Genomic DNA, 15694 nt, shown 5'->3' on the forward strand with positions numbered 1-15694 from the left:
GGTCACACTCGCTATGCTTGCGCTCCACCGTGCCGAACGCACCGACGTCCTTTCCGACGCACTCGCCGAGGTGTTGACCACCCCGCTGTCGGATCCCATGGCCACCGAACTCGTGGCAGTACCCGCCCGCGGCGTCGAGCGCTGGTTATCGCAGCGGTTGGCGAGTCGGTTGGGGACCTCGGCGGCCCGCGGTGACGGCATCGCCGCCAACATCGGGTTCTGTTCACCGAACGCACTGACCGACATGGTCGTCGATGCGATCGGCGGTGTGGAAACCGCGACCACCCCTGCCGAGCACTGGCGCTCCGACGGATTGGGCTGGCCGGTGCTGGCGGTGCTCGACGATCTCGTCACCGACCCGCAGATGCGAATGCTCGCGCGGCATATCGGTGCACTGGACGAATCCGACGACGGACGGGCCGGACGCCGCTATGCCACCGCTCGCCACATCGCCGATCTCTTCGAGCGCTACGCACGCCGGCGTCCGGGCATGCTCGCCGACTGGGCCGCGGGAGGGTCGGAGGACGGGGCAGGCGGGTCGTTGCCTGTCGACATGTCGTGGCAACCGAGATTCTGGCGCGAGGTGCGTCACCGGATCGGCAGTCCGCATCCGGTGGAACGGATGGGTGCCGTGTGTGATGCGATACGCGCCGATCCGCAGGCGGTCGACCTGCCGGACCGGGTGTCGATCTTCGGGCCGACCCGCGTCAACGAGACCTTCCGTCAGGTGGCTGCGGCGCTGGCGGTCCACCGTGACGTCCACCTCTTCGTTCCCCATCCCGGGCCGGCACTGTGGCGGGCGGTCGCCGGCGCCGGTGCCCCCGACGATGGCCGGCGGAGTTCGTGGCGTGCGCCATCGTTGCGAAATCCCTTGTTGGCCGGCCTTTCCCACGATGTCCAAGAATTGCAACTGACCGTCGCGCCGCTGGTGGATCGAGACATCCACCATGCGGCGTCCGACGGCCCCGCGACGACCGTGCTGGCGGCGGTACAGGCCGGAATCCGCGACGACGTCGATCCGCGTGCGCACCGCGGCACCTGTACCGCCGACGATTCGATCGAGATCCACGCGTGTCATGGCCCCGAACGCCAGGTAGAGGCATTGCGCGATCGGGTCCTGCACCTGTTCAGCGCCGACCCGACACTGCAGCCACGCGACGTGATCGTCATGTGCCCCGACGTGGAGACCTTCGCCCCGTTGATCCGCGGCGCCTTCGGGCAGAGCGGACTCGACCATCCCGCGGCCGCTCTGCGCGTGCGGCTCGCCGACCGCGGCCTGCGCCACCTCAACCCGGTGCTCGACGTGGTGGCCACCGTGGTCGAACTCGGCGCCGCGCGGGTCACCGCCGGTGAGGTCGTCGACCTCCTCGCCCTCGAGCCGGTCCGCCGGCGCTTCGCGATGTCCGACGACGACCTGGAATGGGTGCGGGAGTGGTTGTCGCGCAGTGGAATTCGGTGGGGGATCGACGACACGCAGCGAGCGCGATTCCAACTGTCCGGGTTTCCGCAGGGGACATTCGATGCCGGCCTGGACCGGATCGCGCTCGGTGTGGTCGCCGAGGAGGACGACGGCGAATGGCTCGGCACCGCGCTGCCGCTGGAGGGTGTGGAGAGCACTCAGATCGACCTCGCCGGCCGGCTGATCGAATTCGTCGATCGGCTCTCCTCGCTGCTGACCCGACTCACCGCCACCGCGCCTGCGGCCGAGTGGACCGACACGCTCATCGCCGTCGTCGAGGATCTCACCGACATCGCTCCCGGGGAGGAATGGCAGGTGGCGCAGGCTCGCCGAGCGATCACCGAGGCACTGTCGCCCACCACTGGGGACGCCGAGCGCGGGCAGAGCGATCCGGCCGCCACACTGCGGCTTTCGGACGTCCGTGACCTCGTCGCCATGATGATCGCCGGCCGGCCGACCCGAGCCAACTTTCGCACCGGTGAACTGACGGTGTGCACCCTGGTGCCGATGCGGTCGGTGCCACACCGGGTGATCGTGCTGCTCGGTATCGACGCCGACGCGTTCCCCCGCGCCCTGCGCGTGGACGGCGACGATATCCTCGGCCGCGTCCCCATGCTCGGCGAACGCAATCCCCGTGCCGAGGACCGGCAACTGTTCCTCGACGCGCTGACGGCGGCGCAGGAGAATCTGCTCGTGTTCTACACCGGTGCCGATCCGGTGTCGGGCAGTCGGGTACCACCTGCGGTGGTGATCAGCGAACTCGCCGAGACGGTCGCCACCCTGTGCGCGATGCCATCCGACGACGTGATCTGCCGCCACACGCTGCACGGGTTCGACGCCCGCAACTTCGAACCGGGCGCGTTCCGCGGCATCGCCGAACCGTTCAGTTTCGATCAGGGGTTGCTCGCCGGCGCACGTGCCCTGCGCGGGACGACGCGACCGGCCGCCCGGATCGCCGACAGCCACCTCGAAGGTCGTCGCGGCACCCATTTCGAGGAGTCCACCGACGACGTCGAATTATCTTCGCTCGTCGCTTTTTTCGCGAATCCGATCGAAGGATTCGTCCGGCAGCGACTCGGCGCCCGGATGCCTGAGGACGAGCGTGGCGACGACGACCGCCTCGATGTCGCACTCGCCGGTCTCGACGAGTGGGCGATCGGCGACCGACTGTTGACCCGGACACTGGCGGGTGCCGATCTGCGTGACTGCCAGATGGCCGAGTTGCGGCGCGGCACATTGCCGCCTGCCGAGTTCGGGCGGCGGGAGCTGACCCGGATCTCGCGGCAGGTGGCCGCGGTCCACGAGGTCGCGGCCGGGTTGCGTCAGGGCGATCCGGCGACCCGCGACTTCGTCCTCGATCTGCCCGGCGGGACACGTCTGCACGGCAGCGTCGGCGGCGTGTTCGGCAACGGCATCGTCGAGGCCACCTACTCCAAAGTGCGGGCCAAACAACGTCTGGCCGCATGGATCCGGCTCGTCGCGGTCGCCGCCGCGCACCGGTGTGGTGCCGTCGGCGGGGCGGCCGTCGACTCCATCACGATCGTCGGCCGCGCCGACCGGAAGGCACCCGGCATCACCGCGGTTCGGCTCGCGGCGCCCGACGACCCGCTGGCCACGCTCGCCGACCTCGTCGCCATCCGTCGGCTCGGCCTGCAGACCGTCCTGCCGCTGCCGCTCGATCCGGGGGCCGCCTACGGAATCAAACGCGCCGGGGGCAGTTCGGACTCAATCGCCCTGGTCGCAGCCGAAACCCGGTTTGCGTCGATGTTCGGCGCACAGAACGATCCCTATCTGCGCCTGGTCTACGGCGGCGACGTGACGACAACGGTCGCCTTCGACGAACTGACCCGGTTACGGGTGCCCGACGACCCGGTGTGGGGGCAGGTCGGTATGTCCGCGGGGGAGCCGGTGTTCACCACCCTCGCCGGGCGGATCTGGGAGCCGATCGTCGCCCATGAGGAGATCCGATGACCTTCCCGGCAACCGGCGTCGCCCGCGGCCGGCTCGATGCACCACGTCCCTTCGACCTCACCGAACCGCTCGACGAGCACACCACCGTCCTGGAGGCGAGTGCGGGCACCGGCAAGACCTACGCCATCGTCGGTATCGCCGCGCGGCACATCGCCGAGGGCCTGCCGATCGACAAACTGCTCCTGGTCACCTTCAGCCGCTCGGCGACCGCCGAACTCCGCGAACGGATGCGCGAGCGACTCACCGGACTGCTCACCGCCATCGACACCTCGACGCGCGGGGAGGTGCCTTCCGACGCCGACGAACTCGTCACACTCCTCCTGACCGGTGCCGCCGAGGAGATCGCGCTTCGCCGGGACCGGCTGGCACGCGCCCTGTCGGACTTCGATGCCTCGACCATCGCGACCACGCACACCTTCTGCAACCGGATGCTCGAAGCCCTCGGGTTCCTCGGCGAGCGGGAGTTGATCTACGAGATCGTCGAGGACGTCGACGATCTCGTCGAACAAACCGCTCTCGATCTCTATCTGCGGGGCTTCGCCCGCGACCCGGAGGACCCGGTGTTCACCTTCGACGACGCGGTGATCATCGCGAAGGAAGCCGTTCGAAACCCGGCTGTCGACCTGGTTCCGGCCGATACCGGGGCCGGTGCGGCCGCGCACCCGGCCGATCTGGTCGCCACCCGACGGGTCAACTTCTGCGGACTCGTCCGCAAGCTCGTGGAGGAGCGAAAGCGTGAGTCGCGGCTGCGTACCTATGACGATCTGCAGATGATCCTGTACGCCATCGTCACCGACGGGCAGATCGGCGCCGACGCGTGTGCACGCATCCGCGACACCTTCGAATTGATCCTCGTCGACGAATTCCAGGACACCGACCCCTTCCAGTGGGAGATCCTGCGGCGCTGCTTCCACGGTCACCGGCGGCTGGTCCTGGTCGGCGATCCCAAACAGTCGATCTATGCCTTCCGGGGTGCGGAGATCCTCAGCTACCTCGACGCGGTTCGCGTCGCGCAGCAGCGTCTGGCCCTCGACACGAACCGGCGTTCGGACGCCGACCTCGTCGACGCACTCTTCCGGGTGTACGGCGGGGCCAATCTGGGCAACGATCAGATCACCGTGCACGAGGTCACGGCGCAGCGGGCCCAGAGCCGCCTCGCAGCCGCGGACGGCACGGCGGTTCCCTCGTTGCGGCTGCGGTGGTTCACCCACGGTGACTTCCCGGTCACCATGCGCAACAGCGCATTCGCGTCGGTCAACGATGTGCGGGAATCGGTCATCGCCGACGTCGCCGCCGACATCGCCGCACTGCTCTCCTCGCGCACGCAGATCACGACCGATGCGGGTGCCCGGGCCGTCCATCCCGGTGACATCGCGATCCTGGTGTCGGCGAATCGCACCATCGAGCCGCTGCAGAATGCGCTGGCCACCCACGGCATCGGTTCGGTGGTGGGTACCGGAACCAGCGTCTTCGCCACGATGAGTGCCCAGCACTGGTTGTGGCTGATCCGGGCGATCGAGTCGCCGTCGCGGACCGACCGCGTGGCGCTGGCGGCGATGACGCCGCTCGTCGGCTGGACCGCCGCCGGACTGGCCGCCGCCGCCGAGTCCGAACTCACCGAGCTCGCCGCTCGATTCGGCGATCTGGCAAGGGTTTTCGACGAGGGCGGATTTGCCGCGATGGCGCAGCGCCTACTTACCGACAACGGCGTCGCCGGGCGGGTGCTGGCGCAGGAGGACGGCGAACGCAGGCTCACCGATCTGCTGCAGGTGTCGACGGTGTGCAATCGCCATGTCGTCGAGAACGATTGCGGGCTCACCACGCTGGGGGAGTGGCTGGCCGACCGGATCGGCGACGAATCGTTGTGGCGCCGTTCCGAAGAACAGACGCGCAGGCTCGACCGCGACACCCAGGTCGTACAGATCATGACCGTGCACGCGAGTAAGGGTCTGCAGTTCCCGATCGTCTACGTGCCCTTCGGCTGGGACGGTGCGCGTAACTCCAGGCCGAAGACCTTCCGGTACCACGACGAGGACGGGCGCCGTCATGTCGACGTCGGTGGGGTGGATACGACCGGACGCCCGGAACGCCTGCGCCGCAGCGTCGCCGAGGATGCCGGCGAGGATCTGCGCAAGTTCTACGTGGCCTTGACGCGCGCGGGCTCACAGGTGGTCATGTGGTGGGCGCCGTCGCGCGGCACCAGCGAATCGGCTCTGCACCGCCTGCTGTTCGGGCATCCGGCCGGGTACATGGCCCCGGGTACCGACGTCGGCGAATCGGTACGGGTACCCGATCCGGACGAATGCGCGAGCCGGCTACAGCAACTCGGCGCGGGTTCCGACACGATCAGTGTGGAGTCGGCGGGCGGCCTCGTTCCGGGCCGCTGGGAATCCGGGGACGCCGGGCCGGTGCAGGCAGAGTTGGCAGCGGCGGTGTTCACCGGGCGGATCGACCGCGGTTGGCGCCGCACGTCCTACTCGGCGATCGTGGCCGGTGCCGGCCACGCCATGGCGGGCCCGCTCACCTCGGGCAGCGAACCCGAGCCCGAGGCGCAAGCCGTCGACGACGAGCCCGCAGACAGCGGTGACCCGGCACCGGTCGGTCCGGCCGCGGGGGCGGCATCTGCGGAGGACGGCACGCCGTCGCCGATGAACGGCATGCCGTTCGGTGCGGCTTTCGGCACGCTCGTACACGAGACGCTGGAGTATGTCGACACCTCCGCGCCCGACCGGGCCGCGCATGTCCGCGAACTCTGTGAACGGTCGGCGGCCCGGTATGCGCTCCCGGTGGATGTGGATGCACTGACCGGGGCGCTCGAGAAAGTGTTGACCACTCCGCTCGGATTCGGTGACCTGTGGGGAATCGGCCCGCGAGATCGGTTGGCCGAACTCGACTTCGAGATGCCGCTGGGCTCCGGTGGCGCGCCCCTCGAGCCCCACCGGGACGGTGCCACGCTGTCGGCGATCGGCGACCTGATGCGTGAACTGCTGCCGCTCGGCGATCCGCTGCGCCCGTACGCGCAGGTACTGACGTTGTTGCCGCCGCAGCGATTGCGCGGATTCCTCACCGGCAGCATCGATTCGGTGCTGCGGACCCCCGACGGCCGATACGTCGTCGTCGACTACAAGACCAACCGGCTGCGCCCGGGGGAGCTCGTGGTCGAGGACTTCTCGAACGAGGCCATGGCCGCGGAGATGATCCGCTCGCACTATCCGCTCCAGGCACTGCTGTATTCGGTTGCGTTGCATCGGTATCTGCGCTGGCGGCTGACCGGATACAACCCATCCCGGCATCTGGGGCCGGTGCAATATCACTTCGTCCGGGGCATGGCCGGGCCGGCGACGCCACCGGGTTGCGGCGTCTTCGAATGGTCGGTGCCGCCGGAACTGGTCATCGCCCTATCGGATCTGCTGGCGGAAGGACAACGATGACCACCACGCCACCCTCGGCGATCGCTGCCGAGCCGCACGGGATCGCGGCGGCCGGACTGCTGCACCAGGCCATGGCGGCCGGGATACTCGACGCCGCCGACATCCACGTGGCCACCCGGCTGGTCGGCATGTGCGGGGAACCGGTGTCCGACACCGCTCAGCTGGTGACGGCGCTTGCCGTGCGCGCAGTGCGCCTCGGATCGACCTGCCTGGCGCCGCGTGACGTCGCAGAACCAATCGGCGACACCACCGATCCGGCGATGCCCGCGATCGCGCTGCCCTCGCCGGAGGCCATGATCACCGCGCTCCGGTCGAGCCCCCTGGTTCGGGGCGGCGCGGGCGGACCGCTGCGGCCGCTGGTCGTCGCCGACTCCGCGGATGGACCACTCGTGTACCTACGCAAGTACTTCCAGCAGGAACAGGTCATCCGCACCGTTCTCGCCGAGCGCTCCGAATCGGCGCCGGGCGCATCGGTCGAGGAGATCCTGCGCGCCGTCGACGACGTGTTCGCCGGCACCGCCGACGTCGCGCCGCGGCAGCGGCTGGCGACCGCGGTCGCCGCGACGCGCTGGACCTCGGTGCTGACCGGCGGCCCGGGAACGGGCAAGACCTACACGGTCGCCCGCATCCTCGCGGTGCTCGAACGGCTCGGCTCGGCGCGTCTGCATGTCGCCGTGTGTGCGCCGACCGGGCGGGCCGTTGCGCAACTGCAGGCCTCGCTCGACGGTATGCGGCGGGCACTCGGGACCGGCACGGGCACCGGCGCGCACGGTGACGTCGCCGCCCCATCGGTCCATGCGGTGACCGTCCACGGACTGCTGGGATGGCGTCCGGGTTCGCGGCCCCGCTACGGCCGCACCAATCGGTTGCCGCACGACGTGGTCGTGGTCGACGAGACGTCGATGCTCTCGGTGACCGCGATGAGTCACCTACTCGAGGCGGTACGTCCGGACGCGCGACTGATCCTCGTTGGCGACCCGCATCAACTCGCCTCCGTGGAGGCCGGTGCGGTCCTCGCCGACCTCGTCGAACGCGAACCGAGTGGCACCGCACTCGACGCGGTGACCGCCGGCCTCGCCGACGAGTCTGGCATCACCGTCGCCGAGCGGCCACGCCTGGCCGACGGCATCGTCGAGCTGACCCGCAACTTCCGCAATCGGGATGGCATCGCCGCCGTGGCCACCGCGGTCAACGCCGGCGACGCCGACGGAGTCCTCGAACTCATCGGGTCGGGCGACTTCGACGACGTCACGCTGGTCGACGCCGACGAGCCCGCGATCCGAGACGACATCGTCGCCTGGGGCACGGCCTTGTGGTCGGCGGCGCGCACCGCCGATGCGCAGGGCGCGTTGCGAATTCTCGACTCCCATCGGGTGCTGTGTGCGCACCGGGAGGGGCAGTGGGGTGTGCAGGGCTGGTCGCGCCAGATCACTGAGTGGCTCAACGATGTGCCTGGGCATCCGGTCGTGAATGTCGAGGCGGCGATCCCGGCGCCCGGCGTACCGATTCTGGTGACCGCGAACGATCGGCAGAACAAGGTGTTCAACGGTGACTGCGGGGTGGCGGTCGCTCTGCTGTCGGAACAGTCCGCCCCGTCCGCCGGCGAAGGGGAACCGGCGTTGACCGTCGCCTTCCGGCGCAGTGAGTTCAGCGATCCGGTGTTCATCCCGCCGGCTCGACTCGCGGACACGATGTGGGCGTATGCGATGACCATCCATCGTAGTCAGGGCAGTCAGTTCGACGCGGTGACCGTTGTCCTGCCACCGGCCGATTCGCCGCTGCTGACGCGAGAGTTGCTCTACACCGCCATCACCCGCGCGAAGACGCGGGTACGGATTGTCGGCAGCCCGGAGACGTTGCGTGCCGCGGTCGGACGCCGCGTGCACCGGGCGAGTGGGTTGCGCTCGGCACTCGCCAACCCGCCGACATGGTAGGACCATACGCGTGGAAGTGATTGTTACACAACGAGTGTCAAAGCTCGCAGCCACCATGGACGAGGTCACGTCGGATGTAGCATTCGGTGCCGAACAGTCGGTCGAGGCGTTGAGTGGGCAGTGCCATCAGCTTGGCGATCATCTGGCTGCGCTCGACTTCCGAGCGATGTGCGGCCACGGCGGCGGCCTTGCGCTTCACCCACGCCGACACGTCGAGCTCCAGATCGATGTCCGACGGCGGTGTTCCGGGCAGTGCGTAGCGGGAGATGGTCGGAAAGAAGTCATCGGCGACGTCCTCGACCATCCAGTCGGCGATGGTCGACATATACACCGAGCGCACCCGCCACGCCGGGCCGGTGCTGCGGTGCAGCATCGCGGCCCCGGCGGCGTCGGCAGCAGCGAGCGCCAGCCGATGTGCGTGCACATGATCACGGTGGCCATAGATCCCGACCGGATCGTAGGTGATCAAGACCTCCGGGCGTAGCCGGCGGATGTGGCCCACGAGCATCCGTACCTCGCTATCGAAGCTGACGTCGCAGAACTTACCGATTCCCGGCGCCGACACCGGCACACCGTCGTCGGCGTACCCGAGCATGATCGGGTCTCTGGAGACCCCGAGCTCTTTGAGTGCATTGCACAGTTCGCGGTGCCGGGAGGTGCCCGTGGCCCACGTCGCGGTGACCACCGATACGTCTCCGCCGCGTTCGACGTGACGTGCGATCGTTCCGCCGGTCCACAGTGATTCGTCATCAGGATGGGCGTGCACGCACATCAGTCGAGGTACCGTCATCAGCGGTGACACCCTCCCTCGTCATTGGCAACAGCCCCGGTCCAGCGACGCTGTGAAGCCAGACGTGCACGGATGATTGCACCCTGTTCACCGTACTGTGTCGCCGTCTCGCTAAACTGCGACGTTGTTCCCTGACCCGAGTCCGTCGGCTGCGAGGTAGGGATATGTGATCAGTCATCCGTGGAGGTCGTCGATGAGTACCGCATCCGAAACCAGAGAATTCCAGGCCGAGACCCGGCAGCTTCTGGACCTGATGGTCCACTCGATTTACTCGAACAAGGACAGCTTCCTGCGCGAGTTGATCTCCAACGCGTCCGACGCGCTGGACAAGCTGCGGCTGGAGTCGTTGGTGAACAAGGATCTCGACGTCGACACGTCGGACCTGCACATCACCCTCGACGCACAGCAGCCCGGCGATGACGGCACCGGCCCGCGAACCCTGACCATCGCCGACAACGGGATCGGCATGACCCGTGACGACGTCGTCGAGCTCATCGGCACGCTCGCCAAGTCGGGTACCGCCGAATTGCGCAAGAAGCTCGCCGAGGCGAAGGACAGTTCGGCCACCGAGGAACTCATCGGGCAATTCGGTATCGGCTTCTATTCGACGTTCATGGTCGCCGACACCGTCACCCTGGTGACCCGCAAGGCCGGTGAGACCTCCGGAACCCGCTGGTCGTCGACCGGTGACGGCACCTACACCATCGACGAGGTCGCCGACGCGCCACAGGGCACGTCGGTCACGTTGGCGCTCAAGCCGGTCGACACGGAGAACGATCTGCACGACTACACCGATCCGGCGACGCTGCGCTCGCTGGTCAAGAAGTACTCCGACTTCATCGGCTGGCCGATCCGGATGGACGTGGAGAAGACCACGACCACCCCGGCCGAGGAAGAGGGCGGCGAGCCCACCACGGTCACCACCGTCGAGCCCGAGACCATCAACTCGATGAAGGCGCTGTGGGCGCGTTCGCGTGACGAGGTCTCCGACGAGGAATACGAGGAGTTCTACCGGCACGTCTCCCACGCCTGGGACAAGCCGCTGGAGATCATCACCCTCAAAGCCGAGGGCACCTTCGAATACCAGGCGCTGCTGTTCATTCCGACGCAGGCACCGTTCGACCTGTTCATGCGGGAACGCAACGTCGGCATCCAGCTCTACGTCAAACGCGTGTTCATCATGGATGACTGCGAGGAGCTGATCCCCGAGTACCTCCGGTTCGTGAAGGGGGTCGTCGACGCGGCCGACCTGTCGCTGAACGTGTCCCGCGAGATCCTGCAGCAGGACCGGCAGATCCGTGCCATCCGCCGCCGCCTGACCAAGAAGATCATCTCGACCATCAGCGAGCTGCGGTCGGCTCGCGCGGAGGACTTCCAGACGTTCTGGTCGACCTTCGGTCGCGTCTTCAAAGAAGGTCTGGTCAACGATTTCGACAACCGCGACGCGATCCTCAAGGCTTCGGTGTTCGCGTCCACCGAGAGCGAGGAGGAGCTGACCTCGCTGGCCGACTACGTCGGCCGGATGCCGGAGAAGCAGGATTCGATCTACTACATGACCGGTGAGTCACGTCAGCAGATCGAGAGCTCCCCGCATCTGGAGGCATTCCGCGCCAAGGGAATCGAGGTCCTGATCCTCGCCGACCCGGTCGACGAGATGTGGGTCGGCGCCGGTCTGGAGTTCGAGGGCAAGCAGTTCCGTTCGGTCGCCAAGGGTGCGGTCGATCTCGACGAACTCGACGGCGAGAAGGAGTCGGAGGACTCCACCGACGACGCGAAGACCAAGGAGTTCGAGGGCCTGTTGTCGTGGCTGGGCGAGACGCTCTCCGACGACATCACCGAGGCCCGGCTGTCCAAGCGACTCACCGAGTCGGCCGCATGTCTCGTCGGCGATGACTTCTCGATGTCGCCGCAGTTGGAGAAGCTGTATCGAGCCTCCGGACAAGAGGTCCCCAAGACCAAGCGGGCACTCGAACTCAACGCTGATCACCCGCTGGTCGTCGGCCTCAACAAGGCGTTCGACGCCGCCGGGGATCACGATGGGCTGACCGAGAAGGCCAAGCTGGTCTATGGGATGGCGCTGATCGCCGAGGGCGGCGAACTCGACGACCCGGCAGCGTTCTCCCGCCTGCTCGCAGCCGAACTCACCGACTCCCTCGGAGGAGCATCACAGGCGTGAGCAAGGCCGCCACTGTAGGGCGGCGCCGGTCCACGAGTTGGTGGATCGCCGGCGCCGCCCTGCTGGTGGTGGGCGTGGTGAGTCTCGTTGTGACACTGGTGTTCACACGTGACTCCGGCTCGTCGGGCGCGCCGGGGACCCCGGTTGCCACCGTGCGTGCGTTTCTGGGTGCGGTCGCCGACGCGGACAGCCCTGGCGCGCTGCGCCTGATGTCGCCACCGCCGTCGGTCGAACTGTTGGGCCGTGACGCGTCTGCCCGACAACACGCCGGCGCCGCGATCACCGATATCTCGGTACACGAGCGGGCGGCTCACACTTCCTCGGCAGTGTCGAACTCGACGGCCACCGCGGATACCGGGAGGGCCGAGGACGCAGCGCTGCTCGTCGACGCCGGTTTCCGCATCGGTGACCGCGCGGTGCACACGACGTACCGGGTTGTGCGGGCCGGCGAGCGGTGGCTGGTGGCCGACGGGTTCGCCCGGGTCGAGATATCCGCGACGAGGATTCCCGGCTTGACCTTGCTCGGCCGCCCGACGACCGGAGCGCGCACCGTGTACGTTTTTCCGGGTCGGCTCGTTTGGGGCTCGGGCAATCGCTACCTGCGGGTGACAGGTCGATCGGACGTGACCGGTGGGAACGCGCCGGTCACCCGCGTCACCCCCGCCGTCGCGCTGACCGACGCCGGGACGGCCGCGTCGGATGCCGCCGTCCGCGGCTATCTGGACCGGTGCGCCGGCTCCGTGGAGGCCGATGCCTCGACCGACCGGCCCGGCTGCGTGCAGCGGCTGTACCGTTCGGCGGTCGTCTCGTCGGTCCGGTGGAGCGCGCCGGTCGGGCTCGACGACCTGGTGACCGACATCGATCAGGCCACCCCGACACAGGTGTCGATATTCGGCAGCGTCACCTGGCGGGCCCGCTACACCGCGACCTACGGCGGTTCCGCCGACGACGACGTGTCCCAACCGATGGTGGGTTCCGTCGACCTCGCGGCGCGACCGGTCCCGGTCTACTCACCCGATGGGTGAGTGTCTTCGGGGCGGTGGAACTACGCGGCCGCTTCCAGAGGCTCCGGCAGTGCCTCGCCACCCGGCGCGCCGGGTACAGCCACGACGTTGATGTCGTTGGCCCGAAACAGCGGCAGCAGCGGCACCCGCCGACGGACGGCCGCGTCGGTGATCATCGACGCCCAGCCGCGGTCGCGTGCGGTGAGACCATCCGAACCCGGACGGGTCAGCAGGCACGCCACCGACAGATCGTCTGTCGCGGATATCGTTTCGCCCAGGCGACGCAACAGCATGTCCATCAGGTGCCGGTTCGGGGTGTCGGGGAGTGGCAGAGTGCTCAGTGCCGGGATCAGTTGCGTACCGCGCTCGACGAACACGAACCAGAGTGTCGGCTCACTGAATCCCAGCTCCCCCAACAGGGCGCGCCAACGTTCACGGAGTTCGGCGGCATCGTGGAACGGCAGCTTCGCGACCGCGGTCGGCGGGATCGGATCGCGGTCGGGTCGTCCGTCGTCGGGCACGCCGGGCGGGTTCGAGGTCGATGTGGCGGGGGTGCTGTGGTTTTCGTGGGTCATGGACAGATCCTGCGCGCCGGATGCGATGCAGCGGCCGGGCCCGTCCACAGGTGTGGATGGCGTGCTTGACCTTTCGGGGTGGGCAATCCACCATGTCGCGGTCGTTTGCCCGGGTGAGGTGGGTGGTGTCGTCGGAGCTGTCATGGACCGTGCCAGACTGAGAGCTATGGGACTGCTCACCCCCGTGGCCATCCGGGTTGGATCGATTTCGTGGATGCCCCGGTACTTGCCGCGAATCGTTCAGTGTGACAACGCGTTACGTAAGATCACTGGTGAACGGTACGGTCTGCTCGACATCGCCGGTCTACCGAGCACCACCGTGATCGTCGCGGGACGGCGCAGCGGGGTGGTACGTCGTACCCGGCTGCTGGCCGTGCCTCGCGCCGACGGTGCCTGGCTGATCGCCGGATCATATTTCGGCGGGACCGCCACCCCCCAATGGGTCTACAACCTGCGCGCCACCGACACCGCCGAGATCATCGACCACGGAGAGATCCGTCCTGTACGAGTGACAGAACTCCACGACACCGCGCGCGCCGGCGCCTGGCAGGAACTGCGGGCGGTGTGGCCGAACTTCGATCTCTACGAAATGCGAACCGATCGGGTGATCCCCGTCTTCGAGCTCACGCCCGAGGAGTAGACGCGTGGCGGTCACGACCCGCTGAAGCGGGGCTTGCGCTTCTCGAAAATGGCAGTGACGGCCTCGGTGAGGTCGTCACTCGGCAGGAACGCGGCGTTCCATGCGGCAACGTATCGCAGGCTGTCGGCCTGCGCGGCGTTGCGCGAATGGTCGAGGACCGATTTGATCCCCGCGACCACCAGCGGGGGATTGTCGGCGATCTCGCGTGCGGTTGCGCGAGCGATCTCCAACGCCCCCGCAGGTGTCGGCGCGACGTCGTTGACCAGTCCGATCCGTTCGGCGCGGGCCGCATCGATGTCTTTGCCGGTCAAAGCCAGTTCACGCAGATGGCCGTCGCCGATGATCCCGGGCAGGCGGGCAAGACTGCCCACGTCGGCGACCATCGCGACCCGTACCTCGCGCACGCTGAACTTGGCGTCGGCGCTGGCATACCGGATGTCGGCGGCGGTGATCAGGTCCACGCCGCCACCGATGCACCAACCGGTCACGGCCGCGATCACCGGCGTGCCACAGTCGGCGACGGCGGTGATCGACGCCTGCATTCGTCGGACCACGCCGTGGAAGTCGGTGCGCGCCTTGGCTTTGGCACCGTCGGCAAGAACCGGCGCGAGGTCACCGCCCATCGCCGCGAGATCGAGACCGTAGGAGAAGTGATCTCCCGATCCACGAAGGACGATCGCCCGGACGTCGTCGTCGGCGTCGAGCCCGGCGAAGAGCACCGGAAGCTCGGCCCAGAAATCCGGGCCCATCGCGTTGCCCTTGCCTGGACCGATCAGCGTCACCTCGGCGACATGGTCGGTGACCGAGACCTCGAAGGCCTTCCACTGTTCGTCACTCATGGATATGAGGCTACCGAGTGGCCATCTCGCATACGCATCGACTGCGGCTGTTACAACGGGGGGTGGCCATGCGTCGCCCGATCGGCGCGGAGAACGGAGTTCAAAACGTCATGAGCGGCTACTTTCTGGAGGACCTCGGTCCCGACGAGTTGCGCGAACGGACCCAGGTGGCCCAGACCCTCGCGGCCGAGGTGCGAGCCCTGATCTCGGCGACGGTGCTCACCGAGGTGGAGGCCGATGCGGCCGCCGAAGCCGTCCGGCACATCGAGGCCGCCACCGAGATCTTGCGGGCGGTTCGCCTCGACGAGGACTCCTTCGGTGCCCGGTTCACCCGCGACGGCGCCAAGCGGACGTGGGGGAATGCCGTCATCGGGACGCGCAACCCGGTGGCCCCGCCGGTGGTGCTGAACCATGACGGCGAGCTCACGTGGTCGGAATTCGAATTGGGGCCGGCCTATGAGGGGCCCGCCGGACTGGTACACGGCGGAATTCTGGCGGCGATCCTCGATCAGATCCTCGGCTCGGCCGCCGACCACTCCGGGCATCCCGGTATGACGGGCACGCTGACCATCCGTTATCGGCAAGGCACCAAGCTGGGCAAGGTTCGCGCCGAGGCGTGGCTGGATCGGGTCGAAGGAGTCAAATCCATTGCGGCCGGGCGGATCATGACCGAGGAGGGGATCACCGCGGAGGCCGAGGGCATCTTCATCCTGCCGCGGTGGGCGCGCGAGACCGACGCCGCCGAGAAGCTCCGGAAGTCTCTCGGTGATGGTTGACCCTCGGGGACCGGTGACGCGCGGAGGCCGGTGGTGACCGCCCATGCGGGAGCCGGGGTGGGCAAGAACGGTCAAGCACAAGAGGGCATGCGCGGCCGA

General features: G+C 68.1%; 10 protein-coding genes. 7 read left to right on the top strand and 3 right to left on the bottom strand.

Annotation, left to right across the window (positions count from 1 at the left end; translation table 11 throughout):
• The first annotated feature begins 13 nt into the window (after positions 1-13).
• The 3 genes from recC to recD are packed head-to-tail and all read left to right on the top strand — an operon-like array spanning position 14 to position 8795.
• Positions 14-3430 (top strand): exodeoxyribonuclease V subunit gamma, encoded by a 3417-nt coding sequence (gene recC, locus ACLQ3C_RS00505; RefSeq protein ID WP_425702469.1) that lies wholly within the window; start codon positions 14-16, stop codon positions 3428-3430.
• Positions 3427-6861 carry a UvrD-helicase domain-containing protein gene (locus ACLQ3C_RS00510; protein ID WP_425702471.1) on the top strand — a complete coding sequence of 1145 codons (3435 nt, stop codon included), beginning with the start codon at positions 3427-3429 and terminating at the stop codon, positions 6859-6861. Before recC ends, ACLQ3C_RS00510 begins: the two co-directional genes overlap by 4 nt.
• Positions 6858-8795: an exodeoxyribonuclease V subunit alpha gene (gene recD / locus ACLQ3C_RS00515; protein WP_425702473.1), complete on the top strand. Its 1938-nt coding sequence runs from the start codon at positions 6858-6860 to the stop codon at positions 8793-8795. Before ACLQ3C_RS00510 ends, recD begins: the two co-directional genes overlap by 4 nt.
• A 37-nt stretch (positions 8796-8832) precedes the next feature.
• Here recD and ACLQ3C_RS00520 read toward each other — a convergent pair whose 3' ends face one another.
• The gene (locus ACLQ3C_RS00520) at positions 8833-9585 is read right to left on the bottom strand and encodes a PIG-L family deacetylase (protein WP_425702475.1); all 753 of its coding nucleotides are present in this window, start codon (positions 9583-9585) and stop codon (positions 8833-8835) included.
• A 193-nt stretch (positions 9586-9778) separates the two neighbouring features.
• Between ACLQ3C_RS00520 and htpG the strand changes: the two genes are divergently transcribed.
• Positions 9779-11761 carry a molecular chaperone HtpG gene (gene htpG / locus ACLQ3C_RS00525; RefSeq protein WP_425702477.1) on the top strand — a complete coding sequence of 661 codons (1983 nt, stop codon included), beginning with the start codon at positions 9779-9781 and terminating at the stop codon, positions 11759-11761.
• Positions 11758-12786, top strand: a complete 1029-nt coding sequence (locus ACLQ3C_RS00530; RefSeq protein WP_425702479.1) for a hypothetical protein — start codon at positions 11758-11760, stop codon at positions 12784-12786. Before htpG ends, ACLQ3C_RS00530 begins: the two co-directional genes overlap by 4 nt.
• Before the next feature lie 20 nt (positions 12787-12806).
• Here the strand turns inward: ACLQ3C_RS00530 and ACLQ3C_RS00535 are convergent, their stop codons facing one another.
• Positions 12807-13340 carry a hypothetical protein gene (locus ACLQ3C_RS00535; protein ID WP_425702480.1) on the bottom strand — a complete coding sequence of 178 codons (534 nt, stop codon included), beginning with the start codon at positions 13338-13340 and terminating at the stop codon, positions 12807-12809.
• Positions 13341-13506: 166 nt separating this feature from the next.
• Here ACLQ3C_RS00535 and ACLQ3C_RS00540 point away from each other — a divergent pair, with 166 nt between their 5' ends.
• Entirely contained in the window at positions 13507-13980 is a 474-nt protein-coding gene (locus ACLQ3C_RS00540; RefSeq protein ID WP_425702481.1) for a nitroreductase family deazaflavin-dependent oxidoreductase, read from the top strand.
• An 11-nt stretch (positions 13981-13991) separates the two neighbouring features.
• Here the strand turns inward: ACLQ3C_RS00540 and ACLQ3C_RS00545 are convergent, their stop codons facing one another.
• Positions 13992-14819 carry a crotonase/enoyl-CoA hydratase family protein gene (locus tag ACLQ3C_RS00545; RefSeq protein ID WP_425702483.1) on the bottom strand — a complete coding sequence of 276 codons (828 nt, stop codon included), beginning with the start codon at positions 14817-14819 and terminating at the stop codon, positions 13992-13994.
• A gap of 110 nt (positions 14820-14929) precedes the next feature.
• Here ACLQ3C_RS00545 and ACLQ3C_RS00550 point away from each other — a divergent pair, with 110 nt between their 5' ends.
• Complete coding sequence (locus ACLQ3C_RS00550; RefSeq protein WP_425702484.1) at positions 14930-15595, top strand: PaaI family thioesterase; 666 nt, start codon at positions 14930-14932, stop codon at positions 15593-15595.
• Positions 15596-15694 lie beyond the last annotated feature (99 nt).

The sequence above is a fragment of the Gordonia sp. DT30 genome (assembly GCF_049844915.1).
GTDB lineage: Bacteria > Actinomycetota > Actinomycetes > Mycobacteriales > Mycobacteriaceae > Gordonia.

Excerpts from the sequence above, each read along its gene's own strand:
- ACLQ3C_RS00545 (WP_425702483.1), bottom strand. The coding sequence starts at position 14,819 with ATGAGTGACGAACAGTGGAAGGCCTTCGAGGTCTCGGTCACCGACCAT.
- ACLQ3C_RS00535 (WP_425702480.1), bottom strand. The coding sequence starts at position 13,340 with ATGACCCACGAAAACCACAGCACCCCCGCCACATCGACCTCGAACCCG.
- ACLQ3C_RS00520 (WP_425702475.1), bottom strand. The coding sequence starts at position 9,585 with ATGACGGTACCTCGACTGATGTGCGTGCACGCCCATCCTGATGACGAA.
- recC (WP_425702469.1), top strand. The coding sequence starts at position 14 with ATGCTTGCGCTCCACCGTGCCGAACGCACCGACGTCCTTTCCGACGCA.
- htpG (WP_425702477.1), top strand. The coding sequence starts at position 9,779 with ATGAGTACCGCATCCGAAACCAGAGAATTCCAGGCCGAGACCCGGCAG.
- recD (WP_425702473.1), top strand. The coding sequence starts at position 6,858 with ATGACCACCACGCCACCCTCGGCGATCGCTGCCGAGCCGCACGGGATC.
- ACLQ3C_RS00540 (WP_425702481.1), top strand. The coding sequence starts at position 13,507 with ATGGGACTGCTCACCCCCGTGGCCATCCGGGTTGGATCGATTTCGTGG.
- ACLQ3C_RS00510 (WP_425702471.1), top strand. The coding sequence starts at position 3,427 with ATGACCTTCCCGGCAACCGGCGTCGCCCGCGGCCGGCTCGATGCACCA.
- ACLQ3C_RS00550 (WP_425702484.1), top strand. The coding sequence starts at position 14,930 with ATGAGCGGCTACTTTCTGGAGGACCTCGGTCCCGACGAGTTGCGCGAA.